This window comes from Mucilaginibacter gossypii, assembly GCF_900100945.1.
Lineage (GTDB): Bacteria > Bacteroidota > Bacteroidia > Sphingobacteriales > Sphingobacteriaceae > Mucilaginibacter > Mucilaginibacter gossypii.
The window spans coordinates 61485-77700 of the sequence record NZ_FNCG01000009.1; the positions used below are offsets into that span (position 1 = coordinate 61485).

Annotated in this window: 18 protein-coding genes; 6 read left to right on the top strand and 12 right to left on the bottom strand. The window is 44.0% G+C overall.

What is annotated here, in order from left to right; all coding sequences use genetic code 11:
- Positions 1 to 9: 9 nt before the first annotated feature.
- Together BLS28_RS16995 and BLS28_RS17000 are read right to left on the bottom strand one after the other, a co-directional pair.
- Positions 10 to 3117, bottom strand: a complete 3108-nt coding sequence (locus tag BLS28_RS16995; protein WP_091169901.1) for an efflux RND transporter permease subunit — start codon at positions 3115 to 3117, stop codon at positions 10 to 12.
- 9 nt (positions 3118 to 3126) lie between these two features.
- A complete protein-coding gene (locus tag BLS28_RS17000; protein WP_091169904.1) occupies positions 3127 to 4188 on the bottom strand; it encodes an efflux RND transporter periplasmic adaptor subunit in 1062 nt (353 codons plus the stop codon).
- A 259-nt stretch (positions 4189 to 4447) separates the two neighbouring features.
- On the opposite strand from BLS28_RS17000, the gene BLS28_RS17005 reads away from it, so the two are divergent.
- A complete protein-coding gene (locus BLS28_RS17005; protein WP_091169907.1) occupies positions 4448 to 5038 on the top strand; it encodes a TetR/AcrR family transcriptional regulator in 591 nt (196 codons plus the stop codon).
- 172 nt (positions 5039 to 5210) lie between these two features.
- On the opposite strand, the gene BLS28_RS17010 is transcribed toward BLS28_RS17005, so the two are convergent.
- The 10 genes from BLS28_RS17010 to BLS28_RS17055 all read right to left on the bottom strand — a co-directional run bounded on the left by BLS28_RS17010 (position 5211) and on the right by BLS28_RS17055 (position 12114).
- Complete coding sequence (locus BLS28_RS17010) at positions 5211 to 5768, bottom strand: GNAT family N-acetyltransferase (RefSeq protein ID WP_091169909.1); 558 nt, start codon at positions 5766 to 5768, stop codon at positions 5211 to 5213.
- A gap of 18 nt (positions 5769 to 5786) precedes the next feature.
- Complete coding sequence (locus BLS28_RS17015) at positions 5787 to 6716, bottom strand: hypothetical protein (RefSeq protein ID WP_091169911.1); 930 nt, start codon at positions 6714 to 6716, stop codon at positions 5787 to 5789.
- A gap of 12 nt (positions 6717 to 6728) precedes the next feature.
- Entirely contained in the window at positions 6729 to 7172 is a 444-nt protein-coding gene (locus BLS28_RS17020) for a DM13 domain-containing protein (protein ID WP_091169915.1), read from the bottom strand.
- 62 nt (positions 7173 to 7234) lie between these two features.
- Positions 7235 to 7525: a hypothetical protein gene (locus BLS28_RS17025; RefSeq protein WP_091169918.1), complete on the bottom strand. Its 291-nt coding sequence runs from the start codon at positions 7523 to 7525 to the stop codon at positions 7235 to 7237.
- A 252-nt stretch (positions 7526 to 7777) separates the two neighbouring features.
- Positions 7778 to 8590, bottom strand: a complete 813-nt coding sequence (locus tag BLS28_RS17030; protein ID WP_091169920.1) for a haloacid dehalogenase type II — start codon at positions 8588 to 8590, stop codon at positions 7778 to 7780.
- A 39-nt stretch (positions 8591 to 8629) separates the two neighbouring features.
- Complete coding sequence (locus BLS28_RS17035) at positions 8630 to 9076, bottom strand: DMT family transporter (RefSeq protein ID WP_091169923.1); 447 nt, start codon at positions 9074 to 9076, stop codon at positions 8630 to 8632.
- Between the two features lie 69 nt (positions 9077 to 9145).
- The gene (locus BLS28_RS17040; RefSeq protein WP_091169925.1) at positions 9146 to 10018 is read right to left on the bottom strand and encodes an alpha/beta fold hydrolase; all 873 of its coding nucleotides are present in this window, start codon (positions 10016 to 10018) and stop codon (positions 9146 to 9148) included.
- Between the two features lie 183 nt (positions 10019 to 10201).
- On the bottom strand, positions 10202 to 10396 hold the full coding sequence (locus BLS28_RS17045; protein WP_091169928.1) for a hypothetical protein: 195 nt from the start codon (positions 10394 to 10396) through the stop codon (positions 10202 to 10204).
- A 94-nt stretch (positions 10397 to 10490) separates the two neighbouring features.
- Entirely contained in the window at positions 10491 to 11477 is a 987-nt protein-coding gene (locus BLS28_RS17050) for an alpha/beta fold hydrolase (protein WP_091169932.1), read from the bottom strand.
- Between the two features lie 97 nt (positions 11478 to 11574).
- The gene (locus BLS28_RS17055; RefSeq protein ID WP_091169936.1) at positions 11575 to 12114 is read right to left on the bottom strand and encodes a TetR/AcrR family transcriptional regulator; all 540 of its coding nucleotides are present in this window, start codon (positions 12112 to 12114) and stop codon (positions 11575 to 11577) included.
- 265 nt (positions 12115 to 12379) lie between these two features.
- Here BLS28_RS17055 and BLS28_RS17060 point away from each other — a divergent pair, with 265 nt between their 5' ends.
- From BLS28_RS17060 to BLS28_RS17080, 5 genes are read left to right on the top strand one after another with little or no spacing between them, the layout of a single operon-like run.
- Positions 12380 to 13399: a metallophosphoesterase family protein gene (locus BLS28_RS17060; protein ID WP_091170313.1), complete on the top strand. Its 1020-nt coding sequence runs from the start codon at positions 12380 to 12382 to the stop codon at positions 13397 to 13399.
- A gap of 6 nt (positions 13400 to 13405) precedes the next feature.
- The gene (locus BLS28_RS17065; protein ID WP_091169941.1) at positions 13406 to 13939 is read left to right on the top strand and encodes a YceI family protein; all 534 of its coding nucleotides are present in this window, start codon (positions 13406 to 13408) and stop codon (positions 13937 to 13939) included.
- Positions 13936 to 14340: a c-type cytochrome gene (locus BLS28_RS17070; RefSeq protein WP_091169946.1), complete on the top strand. Its 405-nt coding sequence runs from the start codon at positions 13936 to 13938 to the stop codon at positions 14338 to 14340. The genes BLS28_RS17065 and BLS28_RS17070 overlap by 4 nt, the downstream gene beginning before the upstream one ends.
- 9 nt (positions 14341 to 14349) lie before the next feature.
- Positions 14350 to 15408 (top strand): sensor histidine kinase, encoded by a 1059-nt coding sequence (locus BLS28_RS17075; protein ID WP_091169950.1) that lies wholly within the window; start codon positions 14350 to 14352, stop codon positions 15406 to 15408.
- Complete coding sequence (locus BLS28_RS17080) at positions 15405 to 16124, top strand: LytR/AlgR family response regulator transcription factor (RefSeq protein WP_091169953.1); 720 nt, start codon at positions 15405 to 15407, stop codon at positions 16122 to 16124. The genes BLS28_RS17075 and BLS28_RS17080 overlap by 4 nt, the downstream gene beginning before the upstream one ends.
- Positions 16125 to 16216: the final 92 nt, after the last annotated feature.

Below are 16216 nucleotides of genomic sequence, written 5' to 3' on the forward strand. Positions count from 1 at the left end.
ATAATGAGCTTATGCAGTTACAGATTCCGGTGTTTTGCTTTCCGGATGCTTTTGATCCTCCTTGCGGAAGAACAGCCAGTATAGCGTTGGCAACACGAATAGGGTCAGCAACATGGATAACAGTAACCCGAAACAGATCACAGTACCCAGCGGTCCCCATAAGGATGACCTGCTGATCACCATCGGTATTACGCCCACGGCCGCTGCCGAAGAGGTTAAAAAGATGGGCCGCATCCTGCGTTCGGCAGAAAGTTTTGCAGCTTCAAAAACAGATTTACCCTCATGTAATCGTAGTTCTTCCGCAAAATCTATCAGGATGATACCATTACGAACTACAATTCCGCAGAGCGCAAGTAAACCGAGGAACGACGTAAAGCCAAAGGGATAGCCCATGATAAAAAGGCCAAAAGATGCCCCCAATAAGCTTAATGGCATAGTAGTAATGCTCAACAGGGCATGTTTAAGGTGCTTAAAGTGCCATAATAAGATGAGGAATATCAATATTATACTTACCCCAAGCGCGGTACCCATTGGGCCCTGGTTTTCTCCCTGCAATTCCAGTTCGCCCCCGTAACGCAGTTCAACGCCGGCGGGAAGTTTTATTTTTTCGATGGCCGGTTGCAGTTCCTGCAACACGGCATTGGCAACAGCGTCCTGGGTTACATCCATACGTACCGTCAGCGTACGTACACTGTTTCTGCGGGCAATCTGGCCATCATTCCACTCCGGGTTTACGTCTGCAACCTGTCTTAAAGGGATCAGGGATTTAGTTTGTGGCGCTACGATATTCAGGTCACGCAGAGCTGAAAGGTCAGTCCGGGACAGTTTAGGCGATTTGATCTTTACATCTACCGCGTAATTATTTTCCCAAACCTGTGTGGCTGTAATCCCTTCTGAATGCATGGCTATTGCATTAGCAATATCGCCCTTGCTTAATCCAAGCCGTGCAGCTTCTGCTGTTTTTACATCTATTTTAAGGGTTGGCTGTATCTCGTTATAATCTGTCCGGGCCCAGGTAACCTGTTTATGCGTTTTGCCGATGGCTAAAACCTGATTGGCAACCTGCTTTAAGGCTGGAATATCATTTCCACTGATCCTTACCTCGATAGCTGCCAGCGCATTGATCATGTTTAATTGTTTCATCCTGACATAAGCAGCCGGAAACAGGTTACTGTATTTATGCTGATAGTCAACAATCACCGCTGCGGTGGCATCTTCAGATACTGTTTTGACCAGGATCTGCGCATAATTTTTTGACGGAAGATTTGGTGCATATACCGAGTGGAAACGCGGCGAACTGCTGCCGATAAAGCTGGTATAATTAAGAATGCGCTTATCCTGTTTTAATATTTTTTCCATTCCCTTCACCACGCTGTCCGTTTGCGAAAGCCTGTAACCCGATGGCAGGTAGATTTCCATTGCAAATTGGTTTCGCTCTACTTTAGGGAACAACTGTTGCGGCAATATTCCCATAATCCCTATGCCGATCACTACAGACAGTACCGCAAAAAATACGGTCAGCTTGTAGTGTTTCATAGAATTGCCGATATGGTTATTAAAGAAATCCTGTAATCGGTCCAGGAAAGATCTTTTTTCATCTGCCTTATTATGCAGCAAGCCTTTTTTGATAAACAGCGTATTGAAAAACGGCACCACCATCATAGAGATGATCAGCGACAGTGTCAGAGCGATCATAATCGTTACCGGGAACAGGCGGATAAAATCTTTTGCCGTACCGGTCATAAAAAATGCCAGGGGTACAAAGGTTGCTGATAAAGCCAGCGTAGCCGTAAACACTGATGGAAACAATTCCTTGGCGCTGCTAATGGCGGCATCCCAAACCGACATGCCGTGGTCCAGCTTTTCTACGTGGTTATCAATTACCACAATAGGGTCGTCAACCACAATCCCCAGCACCACGATCAACGCTGCAAGCGTAACAGTGTCCAGTTCTATACCTGTCATATACATAATACCCAGCGTTGCGGCTATAGTAATCGGTATAGTTGCCGCTGCAACTGCGGCAACCCTGAAAGGAAGCAAGAGTAAGGCAACGCACACTACGCCGATAAGCGCAAAAGCAAACTCTTTCATAAAGTGGCTGATCGAATCATCCACCACCTCAGGCTGATCGGCCAGTTTTACCAGTTGGATATCAGGCGGCAGATGCTGCTTTACTTTTTCTATATGTTCTTCCAACTCCTTACCAAACTGTACAATGTTTTTGCCGGTGATCATTTCCAGTGATATCACGATGGATTTGGTGCCGTTGGAGGTTACGTAGCTGTCCGGCTCGTCATACTCACGTTTCAGGGTAGCCACATCACGAAGGCGCACTGAGTTGCCGCCGGGGTCCTGCCTGATGATCTGTTCAGCAAGCTCGGCCTCGGTTTTATAGTAGGTGCTCAAATGAATAGGCTCATCTACCACCTTTCCTTCTACTTTACCGGTGGCGTTAATAGCGCCATCATTTTGTAGCACCTGCATCACATTATTGACCGATACCCCTTTTTGCAGCAGTTTATTATTATCTACATAAATGGTAATCTGCTCGTTCAGGTTGCCGGTATGGGATATCTTGGCAACGTCCTGTACCTGCCTCAGTTCTGCCTCGATGTCTTCTACATTACGAAGCAGTTCCTTATAGGGCCGTGTCTTGGACTCTACGGACAAAAGCATGGCAGAGGTATTACCGAAATCACTATCGATATAGAAGCCTTTAACTTCTTTAGGAAGCTGGCTTTGCAGGATCAGCATCCCGTTTTTGATTTTGTTCCAGAACGCTTTGGTTTGGATAGCATTTTGGTTATCTGCTACCTCCACAAAGATGTACATTACGCCATCCCGGGAAAAGGAGTAGGTTTTTTTCTTGTTAACCTCGTTATTACTAAAAAGGTATTCTTCTACTTTTTTTGTCAATTGCTCTTCTACCTGTTTGGATGAAGCGCCGGGGTATTGCCCAACGATGAGGCCCTGCCTGATAGTAAAATCCGGAAATTCGTTTCGGGGCATATTGAACAGCCCGGATAGGCCGAGCAGCACCAATATGGCCGATAGCGCAAGCGGGAACACATGGTACTCCATCGCCCATGCTATTAAATTCGAGTTCTTCTTCATGATAGGCGATTATTTACTAACGATAACAGGGGTTTGATCGGCAAGCTTCTGATAGCCGGAGGTAATCACTTGTTCGTTACCTGACAGGCCTGACTTGATGGCGATACCGTTGCTGTAAAGCTGTCCGGTGGTCACATCTTTACGTACCGCTTTATTTTGGGCATTCATAATGAATAAGAAGTTGTTTCCTTTATCGTCAACCTGTACAGCCTGTACAGGTACGATGATCTCTTTAGTATCCACTGACGTATTGCCTTTTTTATCTGCTGCGCCAAATGACACTTTACATAGCATGCCTGGCCTTAATTGGGCACTGGTATTGGGTAAGGCTATTTTTAGATTGTAATTGGCACTGCCGTTCAAAGCAAGCATGCCGACTTCGGTCACTTTACCCTGTAAAGTCTGATCGCCGAGCGCATCGATTTTTATGAATGCCGGGGTTCCGGCTTTATAGTGGTTGATCTCACTTTCAGGCACGGCGACCAGCACCTTTACCGAATGGGTATCCAATAATTGTAACACCGGCTGGCCTGGATTGGCCACCGCACCGGCTTCTGCCATTTTAGCGCCAACATATCCGCTTACCGGGGCGTAAAGATGTGTATGTGCTATATTCTGGTAGGTTGCATTAGCAGCTGAAGTCGCTTGCTCGTAATTGGACTTAGCCTCCAGCATTTTGATCTCGGCAACGCTTCCCTTTTTAAAAACCTCGCTGATACGGGTATAGTTTTCATTGGCCAGTTTAGCCTGCGCCAGTTGTGCGTTGTATTGGCTGCGGTAGGTGGTTTCATCCACAGCCCCCACCAGTTGACCTTTTTTAACGTAATCACCAGTTTTGAACGGGAATGACAAAATGGTACCCGAAACCTGGAAACTCAGGTCGATCGTTTTTTCTGCTTCCAGGGTTCCGTCATAAACAATGCGATCATTGATTGCCTGGGCCTCTGCCGACAAATTAAATACTTTTACCGTGAGGGTATCAGGTCCCGGCTTCAATTTGCTGTTGTTGGAGCAGCCGGTAATCCATAGGGCAGTTAATACCGCTCCGGCCAGTGTGATCGTTGTTTTCATTGAGTTAATTGAACGTTTATTGTTTTTTTGTCGATTTTTTGTTCATAGGAAACATCAGATTTCGTTCTTTTTCTACCTAATTGGGGTGAGCAATAATCAATCTTCCCGAAACCAATTTATTTTAATTTCGACAAATATACATTTTTTGTATTTGTATTTTTTTCAATTTAATTGTCATAAATTCTTCAAGTCGGGTACTTTGCGCCCATATAATAAAAGACGACGCCCGTATTGAACAAATAATGTATTTTTGTCGACTATGAAAAGAGTAGAAAATGATCAGGTGCGGGAAGAAATAGTTTTAGCTTCTGAAGCGGTTTTCGAGCGTTACGGTTATCTCCGGGTTTCCATGCAGGATATTTCTAATGAATGTAAGAAAGGCCGAAGCACCATATACCATTACTTTAAAAATAAGGAGGAAGTGCTGGATGCGGTTTGCGAGAAGATTTTTTTGAATTGCCTGGCGGAGAGCGAAGCTACCATCAGTAAAAGGCGCTCCTTTTCGGCTAATATCGAATCTTTTAATATCACCAAATTAAAGAACCTCCGTCAGATGGTCTCAAAGTACAAGTTAGCCATTGACGACTTGCGTTTAGACCCTTCAGGCTTTATATTCAAATTGAGGAGATTTGCTGAAAAAGAGGTTGCCGTTGTCAGTCAAATCATCGCATGGGGCGTAGAAAACAAGGATATTGGCGAACTGACAAAGGAAGACATTGATTTTTTGTCAGAAACATTGAATGCTGCCTTCAAAAGTTTTGAACAGGAAGTACTCGTTTTTGGAAAATTTCCGCAAAGCGACAGCCAGGTGGCCTGGTTGGCGCAGATGCTGCATAAGGGTTTGTTATAACCATTGAAACGGATTGTTGGTGCTGCTCTTCTAATAACGGTAACAATGGCATAACCGCTGGCAACGCCATTTTTTGCTTTTTCTTTTTGATGGTTAAATGCCCACCAAAAGACTGCGATGTTTTCAACTTTTTACAGTTTTAAATTCATAAATGGTTAATTGTCTCGTCCTGCTATAGCTTGTCACTAAAGACAAGAAAATGAAAACAATTCCAGGGAAGAAAAAGAAAGTAGCGGCTATCGTAAGACGCAAGCCATTTGACAAGGTCGAAGAACAGACCGAAATAAACCATGTCCGTTAGCCGGACGCCATCTTCAAATATCGGTGCTGAATAATAGGTCAAAAAGAATCCTTTTTTGATTTCAAATAATTCAAAACCTGCTCTTTTGTAAATGGCTAATTGCTTTCCGGCGATGGTGGGTGTACCAATGATTAGTTCGCAGAAACCCTGCTCCGTAGCCCTGGTCTCTGCATCTTTGAGCAACAGCTTGCCGATCCCCTGGTTCTGCCAAGCCTCGTTTACAGCGATGGCTTTTATCTCTGCGCTGTGTTCGTCAATGGGATAAAGTGCGTAAACAGCAATTACGATGCCGCCGGTTTCAGCCACATAAATAGCCGATTGGAATATATAACGTTCAATAGCTTGCATTTCCTCATCTGCAAGCAATAAAAGTTCGTAGGGGATGGCATCTGTTTTTTTTAATAGCCGGATCGCTGTTTGATCAATCATGGTTGGATCATCATTAAGTTAAAAAGCAATTGTGTATTGAAAATTGATCACACCGCTTCTGGTCAATCCATCCGGCCTTATCTTTCTCACGATAAACGGCGTTCCGACAACAATTTCAAAACGGTTCGCATTTTTGAAAGTCTTTGTGGCGACAATGCTGCCATTTAACGTAAGCCCTTGTGATCCATCGATCGAAGTCTTATAACCGAATTTGTTTTCATAGGCATCATCTCCAATATGATAAACCGCTGAAAGACTGGGTTTAAGCGTAAGGGAAGACTGTGGTAAGTGGATGTAATAACCAATCCGGCCAAGCAGGTCGCTTTTTCGCCTGAAATTATTGGTTGGCGCGAATTCCAGTGCCCTCGGGTCATTATATTCATCAGGAAAATACGTACTCTTATTTATTTGTATGACAGGCAACTGTACAGCCGCATCGAATTCCCATGTCCGGTTTACGATATAGTTAACACCTGCAATGGCATCGTAAGTGCCGATACTTGCCTGGTAATCTAAAGGCAAAGGCTTGCCCTCATTATTTTTATCGTTCCCGGTGCTCACCGGGATCTTTATGCCGCCAATGAAATTAAGGCTATTGGCCGAATTTAAACGGGGTGTATAATTGAGCGTTCCGTACACATCGCCGATATTAAATGCATGCCCTAAAAAGCCAGTAGCATACGTTGCGGTTAATTTTGATTGAAAAGAAAAATGATTGTTTAAATTTACCTGGTATTGGACATAAGTATTGATCGTGCTGGTATTCTGTTCTCCTAACCCGTAATTTATGCCAAAGTCAATAGCATGTTTTTTGGGCAATGTGCCTACTGTATCTTCAATATTATTTTTCAATACGCCAAGGCTACAAAACCCTGCATCGCTGCAGCCCTGTGCAAACCCGTTTAAGGCTATTACCATGGCAATAGCAAATATATATATAGTTTTCATGATATGCCCCGATTAAAAAGTGAGTTGTGTATAACCGAATAAATGGTGGTATTGCTGGCAGTAGATCAAAGCGTATGCGTAATCTTTCACGTTCGCTTCCGAAGGGATATCATACACCTGGTTGCCGGAAGTAGATTTTAGCGACCCAAGGTTTATAAAATGAACCGGATTTTGTTCCTGGCTGATATAAACCTTAAGATCCGGCCCGTTACTGGTAGAAAAACCCTCCAGGGCTAGTTGATATTTGCCTCCCGTTAAAAAGACCCTGGCAGTACCCGTGACGGTGCCGTATGGGCCATTGCTAAAATCGCCGCTATTGCTTGCAGGTTTAGATTGGGACGCATCAATCCTCTCATTCAAAGTAGCGGTTGGCGTACTCCCTTTTTTGCAACCCGCCAAAATCGTACATGTCAAGAGCACGATAATGCTTATTTTTAAGAAATTTGGTGTTTTCATGATGATTAATAATTATGGTTTTAGCAGTTTAGACGACATATTCCGGGAAACCTTACATCAATTTATAAGAAATCACCGGTTATGCGGCCAATGTTAAAACAATCAGCATCGATTATGTACCTTCGATAATTCACGATGCCGGCTAAAGCAACTGCCACATTACTTATTCGTCGATTGGTCAAGCCGGATAAACGCAGGCGTACTAATCCCTGGAAGGTCCCGGATTCTACGAGCGGCTGGGAATTCAGTACAGTTTCTACCGTGTTGTTATTCAGCTGTTCTGTAGGAAGCGTAGATTTTTCATCTTTTTTGCAGGCAGCAAGAGAAAAAATCACCAGGGCACCAAAAGTCATTTTTACTTGATCTTAAAATTTAATATAGAAGATCTCCCAGTTTATTCGATTCCTTTTGTTTCCTGGCATTGTTGTCGACAAAAAGCGATTGGCCTTTATTCTATTTGAATTAATGCAAGCCAGTTTTGATATGGGATGCCTCCACACTTAATGGGGCGTTCAACCGGCAGGAAGCTGTTTTTTCAAAAATCAGCCCGTTTGCCCGCTGCTGCGCGGGTCAATTCCATTTCGCTAAAAGGCACGCCGTACCCGCTATTTTTTCATATAGGCGATCAGTTCCGGCAGTTCCCTCCCAACTACGTCTGCAGACACCCCCAGTTCCTCGGGAGTGCTATCGCCCCGGTTTACCCAAAATGTGGGGAAACCGAAGAATTTAGCGCCGCAGGCGTCCCAGGCACCGAAGGCCGCAAAAACGATGTCGTCCTTGGGTAGTTTTAAAGTGTCGATCCCCATTTGATAGGCAGCGGGGCTCGGCTTGAAGGCACGTACCTCATCGGTGCTTAGCAGATGGTCGAAATACTGGCTGATATTGTTTTTCTTTAAAGAAGACTTAAGCATGTCCACCGTAAAGTTGGACAGAAAGGACAAGCTGATATTCATCTTTTTCAGAGTTTCCAGCCCTGCAACAACATCAGGCCAGATGTCGAGATTTAAATAGACGTTCATTAACCGCGCTTTGTTCTCATCAGTCATGGCCAAGCCTATTTTTGCTGCTGCAAACGTGAGTGCATCTTCCGTCACCCGCCAAAAATCCTTATATTGTTTGGCCGCAGTCAATATCCACGAATATTCAAATTGTTTCGTTCGCCATAGGGCAACTAATTCAGTGCTTTGGCTTCCAAACAATTCTGCGGCAAGCGCAAATACTGGTGCCGGGTTAAAAATCACAAAGCCATCAAATAAAATTGCTTTCTTCACGCTATTTGATCTTGATCCCTTCCCGGAGCCTACCGCTTTTAAGGGGATTTGTGTGGCAAGTAAGCCGGTAACGGTAGTTGCGATAAACCCTCTACGGGAAAACACATTACTGAACTCATTTTCTGATATTATTTGTTTCTTTGCCATACTTATAGGATTATTTTGTAAGTTGAAATTTTGCGAAGCCTAAAACTTTTTGATCAGTATTACGCCGGTAACCAAAAGTACGATACCACCCGCCCGAGCCCGGTTTACAGGGTGCGCAGCGTAATGCAGCCAGCCATAATGTTCTATAAGCACCGATGAGATGATTTGCCCGGCGATAAAAAAAATGATGGTATTACCCGCACCAATCTTCTGGGGTACAATACTGAAGGTTAAGATGTTCATGGCGATGATAACTCCGCCAAGCCACATCACCCAATTCGTACTTAACACTTGCGCGATACCAGGCAAAGGCGTGCGGGTAACGGTTATCACCAAGCTTACTATTATCGCCGCGATTAAAAAGGCGCATAAAGTCGCCAAGTACGGACTACCCAGTGTCTTTCCCAATGCGCCGTTACTGGATGCCATAACCGGCAGGCACATCCCAACCATCATTGTAGCCGCTATATAGGAAACGTTATTCATAACTTACTTTTATAAAGTTTCCCGCACTCATCATTAGGTTTGACAAGAACGGGAAACAGGTTAATTAATCTACCGGATATTATTCCTGGTTAAAAACTCCCTTATATTCTCCGCAATCTCCGCATGATATTCCTCAAGGGCAAAATGGCTGGTGTTGTAAACATGCAGTTCGGCGTGCGGCAGGTCTGTTTTGTAAGCTTCAGCAGCAGCCAGCGGGAAGAACTGATCATTTTTACCCCAGGTGAGCAAAGTAGGCGGCAGATGGGTGCGGAAATAATTTTGCCAGTTCGCATATTCAGCCACGTTATTAGAATAGTTATGCAACAGGTCTAAATGAATATCTATCAGTCCCGGCCTGGTCAGGTAATACAAGTCCATCACAGGGCCATCCATGTTTATTTTTGCCGGGTCTTCAGCCCCGTCAAAGTAGAATATCCTGATGCCATCCAGGGTCATTAATCCTCTGATCGGTTGCTCTGTTTCAGCGTTGCGGTTTTGTAAAAACGGCATCGCCAATCCGAAAGCCGGGCCGATACCTTCTATGTAAGCATTCGCATTCTGGATGATCAATGATTGGATCAACTCGGGCCTGCGGGCGGCGATCCTGAAACCTACCGGGCCGCCATAGTCAAAAGCGTATAAGCTGAATTGCTTCAAACCGATCTGGTCGATAAATTTCTCAATCGTGACTGACAGGTTATGGAACGTATATTCATATTCATCGCGAGATGGTACTTCGCTGTTTCCAAACGCCGGGTAATCCGGTGCCACCAAATGGTAATCGCCTGCCAGGTCATTAATCAGGTCGCGGAAAGAAATAGATGATGAAGGGAACCCATTCAATAGTAATATTGTAGGATTCTCTTTGCTCCCGGCCTCCCGGTAAAAAATATTGACGCCGTTTACGGTTTCATTTTTGTAGTAAATTGTTGTTTTTTTCATTTTAAAATGGTTTGATATTTATAGGAATTAAGGTTTCAGCGAGAAAAATACGTCCGCTGAAATACTGTTCAATTGCAGGTAAAACAGTAGGATGCAGTACACCAGGATATAAATCATTTGAAAAGTAACCGTGGCCCAATCCAAAACCAGGCTTTTGCCGGTAAGTAAGAGAAACATCAACAGTCAGCCCGCTATCAGTACACCCTGAGTTTCCAACCCGCATACCAGTAGCAAGCCGATACCAGTTTCCCGGTAAGGCAGGCTGTTGCCGGTGGCTATTGTAACAACAGGCGGCAAGCCTGAGCCTTCAAACTCCCGGCCCAGTGCGTTTAAGAATAATGAACGGCCATTCTTAAGCCTAACCAGCCCGTGAAGCAATAATGTTAAAGCCTAACCCGGCCCTTAACAGGAAAAATGCAATGTATTCGTTCATATAACATACATACCAGTCTGTTTTAATTTCACGAATAAATTATTTGATGTTGTTTTTTAACAAAAATGACCTGATGAGGCCGGCCGCTTCCTCGTGTTTTTCTTCCAGCACAAAGTGGCCGCCATTCAATAGATGGATCTCTGCCTTCGGGAGGTCTTTTTTATAGGCCATCGCTCCTGCGGCAATGAAGAGCTTGTCATTCTTACCCGAAATAACCAGGGCTAATGGCTGGTGTTTCTTGAAATAAGCCTGCCATTCTGCATATAAAAGTAAGTTAGTGCCATAGTTTCGGAACAAAGCAAGCTGTATATCCTGGTTGCCCGGTCTGTTCAAATAATATTGATCGGTGATGTAGCTGTCGGGGTCTATTTCCGACACATCTTCCGCACCATCGGTATATTGCCATTTGGTTCCTTCTATGCTTAAGACCCCTTTAATCGGGCCAATAGTGGATTCGCCGGGGTTTTGAATATAGGCCACTAAAGGCTTCAGTGCATCACCCAATCCTTCGGTGTAGGCGTTAGCATTTTGCACGATAATGGACTGGATCAATCCGGGCCTTGCACTTGCGATGCGAAAGCCTACAGGGCCGCCATAATCCTGCACGTAAAGGCTAAATTGCTTTAAACCCAGCGCGTCGATAAAATGGTTCATGGTTGCAGCCAGGTTATCAAACGTATAGTTGTATGCTGTTGGCTCCGGCGCACTACTTTGTCCAAAGCCCGGATAATCCGGCGCGATCAAATGATAGTTAGGGGCAAGGTCCCTGATCAGGTCGCGAAACATGTGGGAAGAAGATGGAAAGCCATGTAGCAATAAAATGGTGGGTTTGCTTTTATCTCCGGCCTCCCGGTAAAAGATGTCTAAACCATCCACTTTTATGGTCCTGAAATACACGCCTGCAGTACCATTTACTTTAGGTGCTTGATGAGCCGCCTGTTTCGCTTGAGTTGCTGCATGGACTACAGGGCTTGAATTAAATACACTGCCCAGCAATAGCGAGGCGACGATGCTCTTTGTTTTCATTCTTTTATTTGTTTATTGATGATAATATACAGACAAGTCTGTTTTAATTGAGTTAAATTTTTTTCCAACCCGGCTGCCGTGGTTGGCTGATGTTTAGTTATAAGATTTTTCCTGCCAGTGTTTTCGCTGTCTGAATTGGCCAGCCATTGCCGTGTACCTTGTTGGTAATCAGCGCACCGTCGAACAGCATATACAATTCGTCCGCCAGTTTTTCCTTATGTACGGGCCTCAATATATCTGCAAACATGGCCCTTACACCATCTTTTTGTTTGCGTATGATCCCCCGTACCCTTTCGCTGTCAACCGGCAGTTCCGAAACAATATTCAGGAAATTACAGCCATAATACTCCGGCTGCACAGAGACCTCCGCTAAAAAGTCAAACACCGCGAGTACCTTTTCCTTCGGTGCTTCAAATTTTTCAGCTTCGGCTTTCAGTGCAGCATTCGTTTCTGCCCCCTTTACAGTGAGGTATTCTACCAGCAAATCTTCCTTTGAATGGAAATGCTGGTATAAGGATGCTTTCGCAACCCCTGCCTCTTCAATAATTTGGTTAATGCCGGTGGCATTATAGCCTTGCTTATAAAACAATCTGGATGCGGTTTCTACGATCTGGTTTCTTACGGCACTTGTTTTCATGGCACAAATGTAAAAATTAATTTAAACATACAGACAGGTTTGTATTTTTTTATTTTTTGTATGACGCTAAGTTGTTGTTTGTCTAAAAGATCAGTAATCTGGGAGACGCTCATTAATCACCTTACGGCAGTAATTTCCTTTTAGATAACAATCCGGAAATATTAAGGAAACTGTATTCATCAAGAATATTTCCCGATTGGTGTAAAATTTTGCGAAAGTGGTTTTTGTTGATGGTACTTCGTACAAAATAAATAAAACAAAGATCATGAAAAACCATTTTCACAACGGGGATGAACACACCCCGCAAGCAAATAACGATGGTATTGACCGCAGAGGTTTCCTTGAATGCATGGCATGGGCCGGTACCGGTGTGCTTTGGATGATGTCGGGCGGCATATTAAAATCGTATGGGATGAGCCAGATGATAGATAAAACGACCGGGACCTTGCAAAAAGGGCTTGTTATGCCGAAATCTGATTTCAGTTTTGTGCAGATCAGCGACAGCCATATCGGCTTTACCAAGCCGGCCAATACAGATGTGGTAGGGACACTAAATGCCGCCATCTCCAAAATCAATACCATGCCGGTAACGCCATCTTTTGTATTACATACCGGCGACCTGACCCATCTGGCACAGGCTGATGAGTTTGATACGCTCGAACAATCGTTAAAAAGCGTAAAAACTGAAAAGGTTTTTTATGTGCCCGGCGAACATGATGTTACCGATAACGGCAAGCTATACCTGGAACGCTACGGTAAAGGCACACTTGGCGACGGATGGTACAGCTTTGATTCGCACGGCGTTCACTTCATTGGCCTTAATAACGTAACTAACCATGTAGATGGCGGATTGGGTTATATCGGTGCTGCCCAGTTAAAATGGCTGGAGGCAGACCTGAAGCCGCTATCAAACAGTACGCCTATTGTGGTATTCGCCCATATTCCGCTTTGGGCCATTTATCCGCAATGGGGTTGGGGAACAGATGACAGCGGACAGGTCCTGACTTTATTAAAACGCTTCGGTTCGGTGTCGGTATTGAATGGGCATATCCATCAAACCATTCAAAAAGTTGAAGGTAATATTACTTTTCATACGGCCAATTCTACCGCGTTCCCGCAACCCGCACCCGGCGCGGCACCATCACCGGGGCCAATGAAAGTTCCTGCTGATAAACTGCGTAGCTTTCTGGGTCTAACCAGCGTTAATTATGTGGAACACAACCATACCCTGGCTATAACAGATACGCCGCTGATATTGGCAGAATCCATGATCGAACAGAAATAACCTGAGATGATAAAAAAAATCATATTACTGATACTGATAGCCGGTGTGTCAAAAACCAGCCTGGCCCAATACAAACCCGTTGAAGCAGCATCATCCTTAAAGTTTACCATAAAAAATCTGGGCTTCAGCGTTGAGGGGACTTTTAGTGGCTTTGATGGGACCATCAACTTCGACCCTCAAAACCCGTCGGGCAGCAAAATCGACGTAACCATTAACGCTGCTACTGTAAATACAGATAACAGTCTGCGGGACGAACATTTGAAACAGGAAGGCTATTTTGACATTAAAAATAACCCGAGGATCAGAATGGAATCTAACAAGATCACGGCTACCGGGAAAGCCACATACCAGTTTAATGGTTTGCTGACGATAAAAGGAAAATCGCAAACCGTAACATTCCCATTCATGGCAGAACCTTTAGGAGATGGTTATGCCTTTAAGGGTTCGTTTAAAATGAAACGGAAAGATTTTAGCCTGGGAGGAACAAGCACCGTGTCTGATGAGGTGGAGGTAAACATTAACCTGATCGCAAAAAAATGAAGAAATTCCTAACGATAGTAAGCCTTGCCCTGCCCGTGTTTTTAACCGCTGCGGCCACCATCAGGTCTTCCGATAGTGCTAAATATACCAATTTGAAAGTCCTGCCTAAGAACATCAGTTCGCGAGACTTGCAAAGTATCATGGCTGACGATTTTGAAGATGGTCTGGGTGTAAGTTGCGGCTTTTGCCATGCTAATGCCCCGGATGGACATGGCCTTGATTTTGCCAGTGATGCCAAGCCCGAAAAGGCCATAACCCGTACCATGATGCGCATGACGCTCGACCTGAATAAGCGCTGGCTGCAAAACAAACACCCGCGATTGGGAGACCCGGCTCTTGTTGTACAATGCAGCACCTGCCATAAAGGGCAGGCCTTCCCAGATGGGGCAGAACCGCAATAGAAAAATTAAATGTCTTTTTCTTACCTTACTTGTAATTTGAACCCGGTATTGAAGATCAATAAAATAATATATCATCTTTTGTTTTGGGCGCTGGCCTACTTTTTTTGGATATTTATTTTCAGAAACGGGGCGCTGGTGCTTACCCATACCATTACCATACAGTTTTGTTATCTGGCGTTTATATCGGCAAACTACTATTTTAACGCGCTGTACACCATACCCAGATTGCTTAACAAAAAACGGTATGTAAAATTCGGTATCCTGTTTATTGGTGGCATCGTGCTTACTGCGCTTATCCGCATACCAGTATCCATACTGGTGGTTACCTATATTTTTAAAGTGCCAACCCCACATTTCGATTTGTTGACCATTTTTGTTGACTCGTTCATCAATATCCTGTTTTGGGTACTTTGTATACTCGCCGCAAAAATGGTGATCGAAAAGACCCGTTCTCAGATCTATATCGAGCAGATAGAGAAAGAGAAAGCAACCAATGAACTGAATTTTTTAAGGGCTCAGTTTAATCCACATTTTTTATTCAACTCCATCAATTCTATTTACGGTCATATCGATAAATCGAACAAAGATGCCCGCGGTATGCTACTGGTTTTTTCTGAAATGCTGCGCTACCAATTATATGAATGTAATGTAGAGCAAATAGAACTGAACAGGGAACTGAACTACATCCGCAATTACATCGCTATGCAAAAAAGCCGGATTGATGAGCGGATCGCCGTTTCCTTCAACATTGGCGAAATCAACGGTAATATTCAGGTTGCGCCTTTGCTGCTGATCACCTTTATTGAAAATGCGTTCAAATACGTGGGCTTTAACGAGTGCACGGCAAACCGCATCGACATCAATTTAAACTACAGCAGCGGCAGGTTGATATTTTCGATCGCCAATACCAGGGATGCCTTCATCAATCAAGCGCCAACGGTTGCCTCCGGCTTAGGTATAGCCAATGCCCAAAGGCGCCTCGAACTGCTTTATCCCGGCAAACATGAACTGCTTATAGTGGATAAAGAAGACACTTATGAAATTATTCTAACACTTTTCGATCTATGAAACTTAACTGCCTGATCATTGACGATGAACCTATTGCCCGTAAATTACTGCAGGAATATATCGAAGAAACAGATTTTTTGGTTTTGGTGGGTACTGCCGAAAATCCATTGAAGGCAGCAGGACTGGTTAACCAGCTGGAGGTAGACATGATATTCCTGGATATCAATATGCCCAAAATGAATGGGTTAGATTTTTTACGGTCATCCGTAAATTTACCCATGGTAATCATGACCACGGCTTACGGCCAATATGCGTTGGATGGATTTGAAATGGCTGTTGTAGACTACTTAGTAAAGCCCTTTAGCCTCGAACGTTTTTTAAAAGCCACTCAAAAAGCGCTGGAGTTAAAATCGCTTAAACAAAAAAAGACGTCTTATACAGACGCGAAGCCAGATCATTTTTTTGTTAAGTGTGAAGGCAAAATAGAAAAAATTTTATATGCCGAGCTGAATTATATAGAAGCGATGGCAAATTACCTTACGCTATATACTAACGGAGGTAAATTTGTTGTGTATCTCACCATTAAAGGCATCCTGGAGAAACTGCCGGCCGACAAATTTATGCAGGTGCACAAAAGCCATATCGTTAACCTAAATAACGTGCAAACCATTGAAGGCAATATGCTAAGGCTGGGCGGGGTTAAAATCACAATTGGTTTAAACTTTCACGACGCAGTAATGCAGCGTCTCTTAAGGGACAAATTCATCAAGCGATAGCTTCACAAAGCATCTCAGCAGGATGCACATCCCGCGGCCGATTATTTTAGGGCTGTGCTTTTAAAAACAAAGTTTACTTGATGCCCTTACTT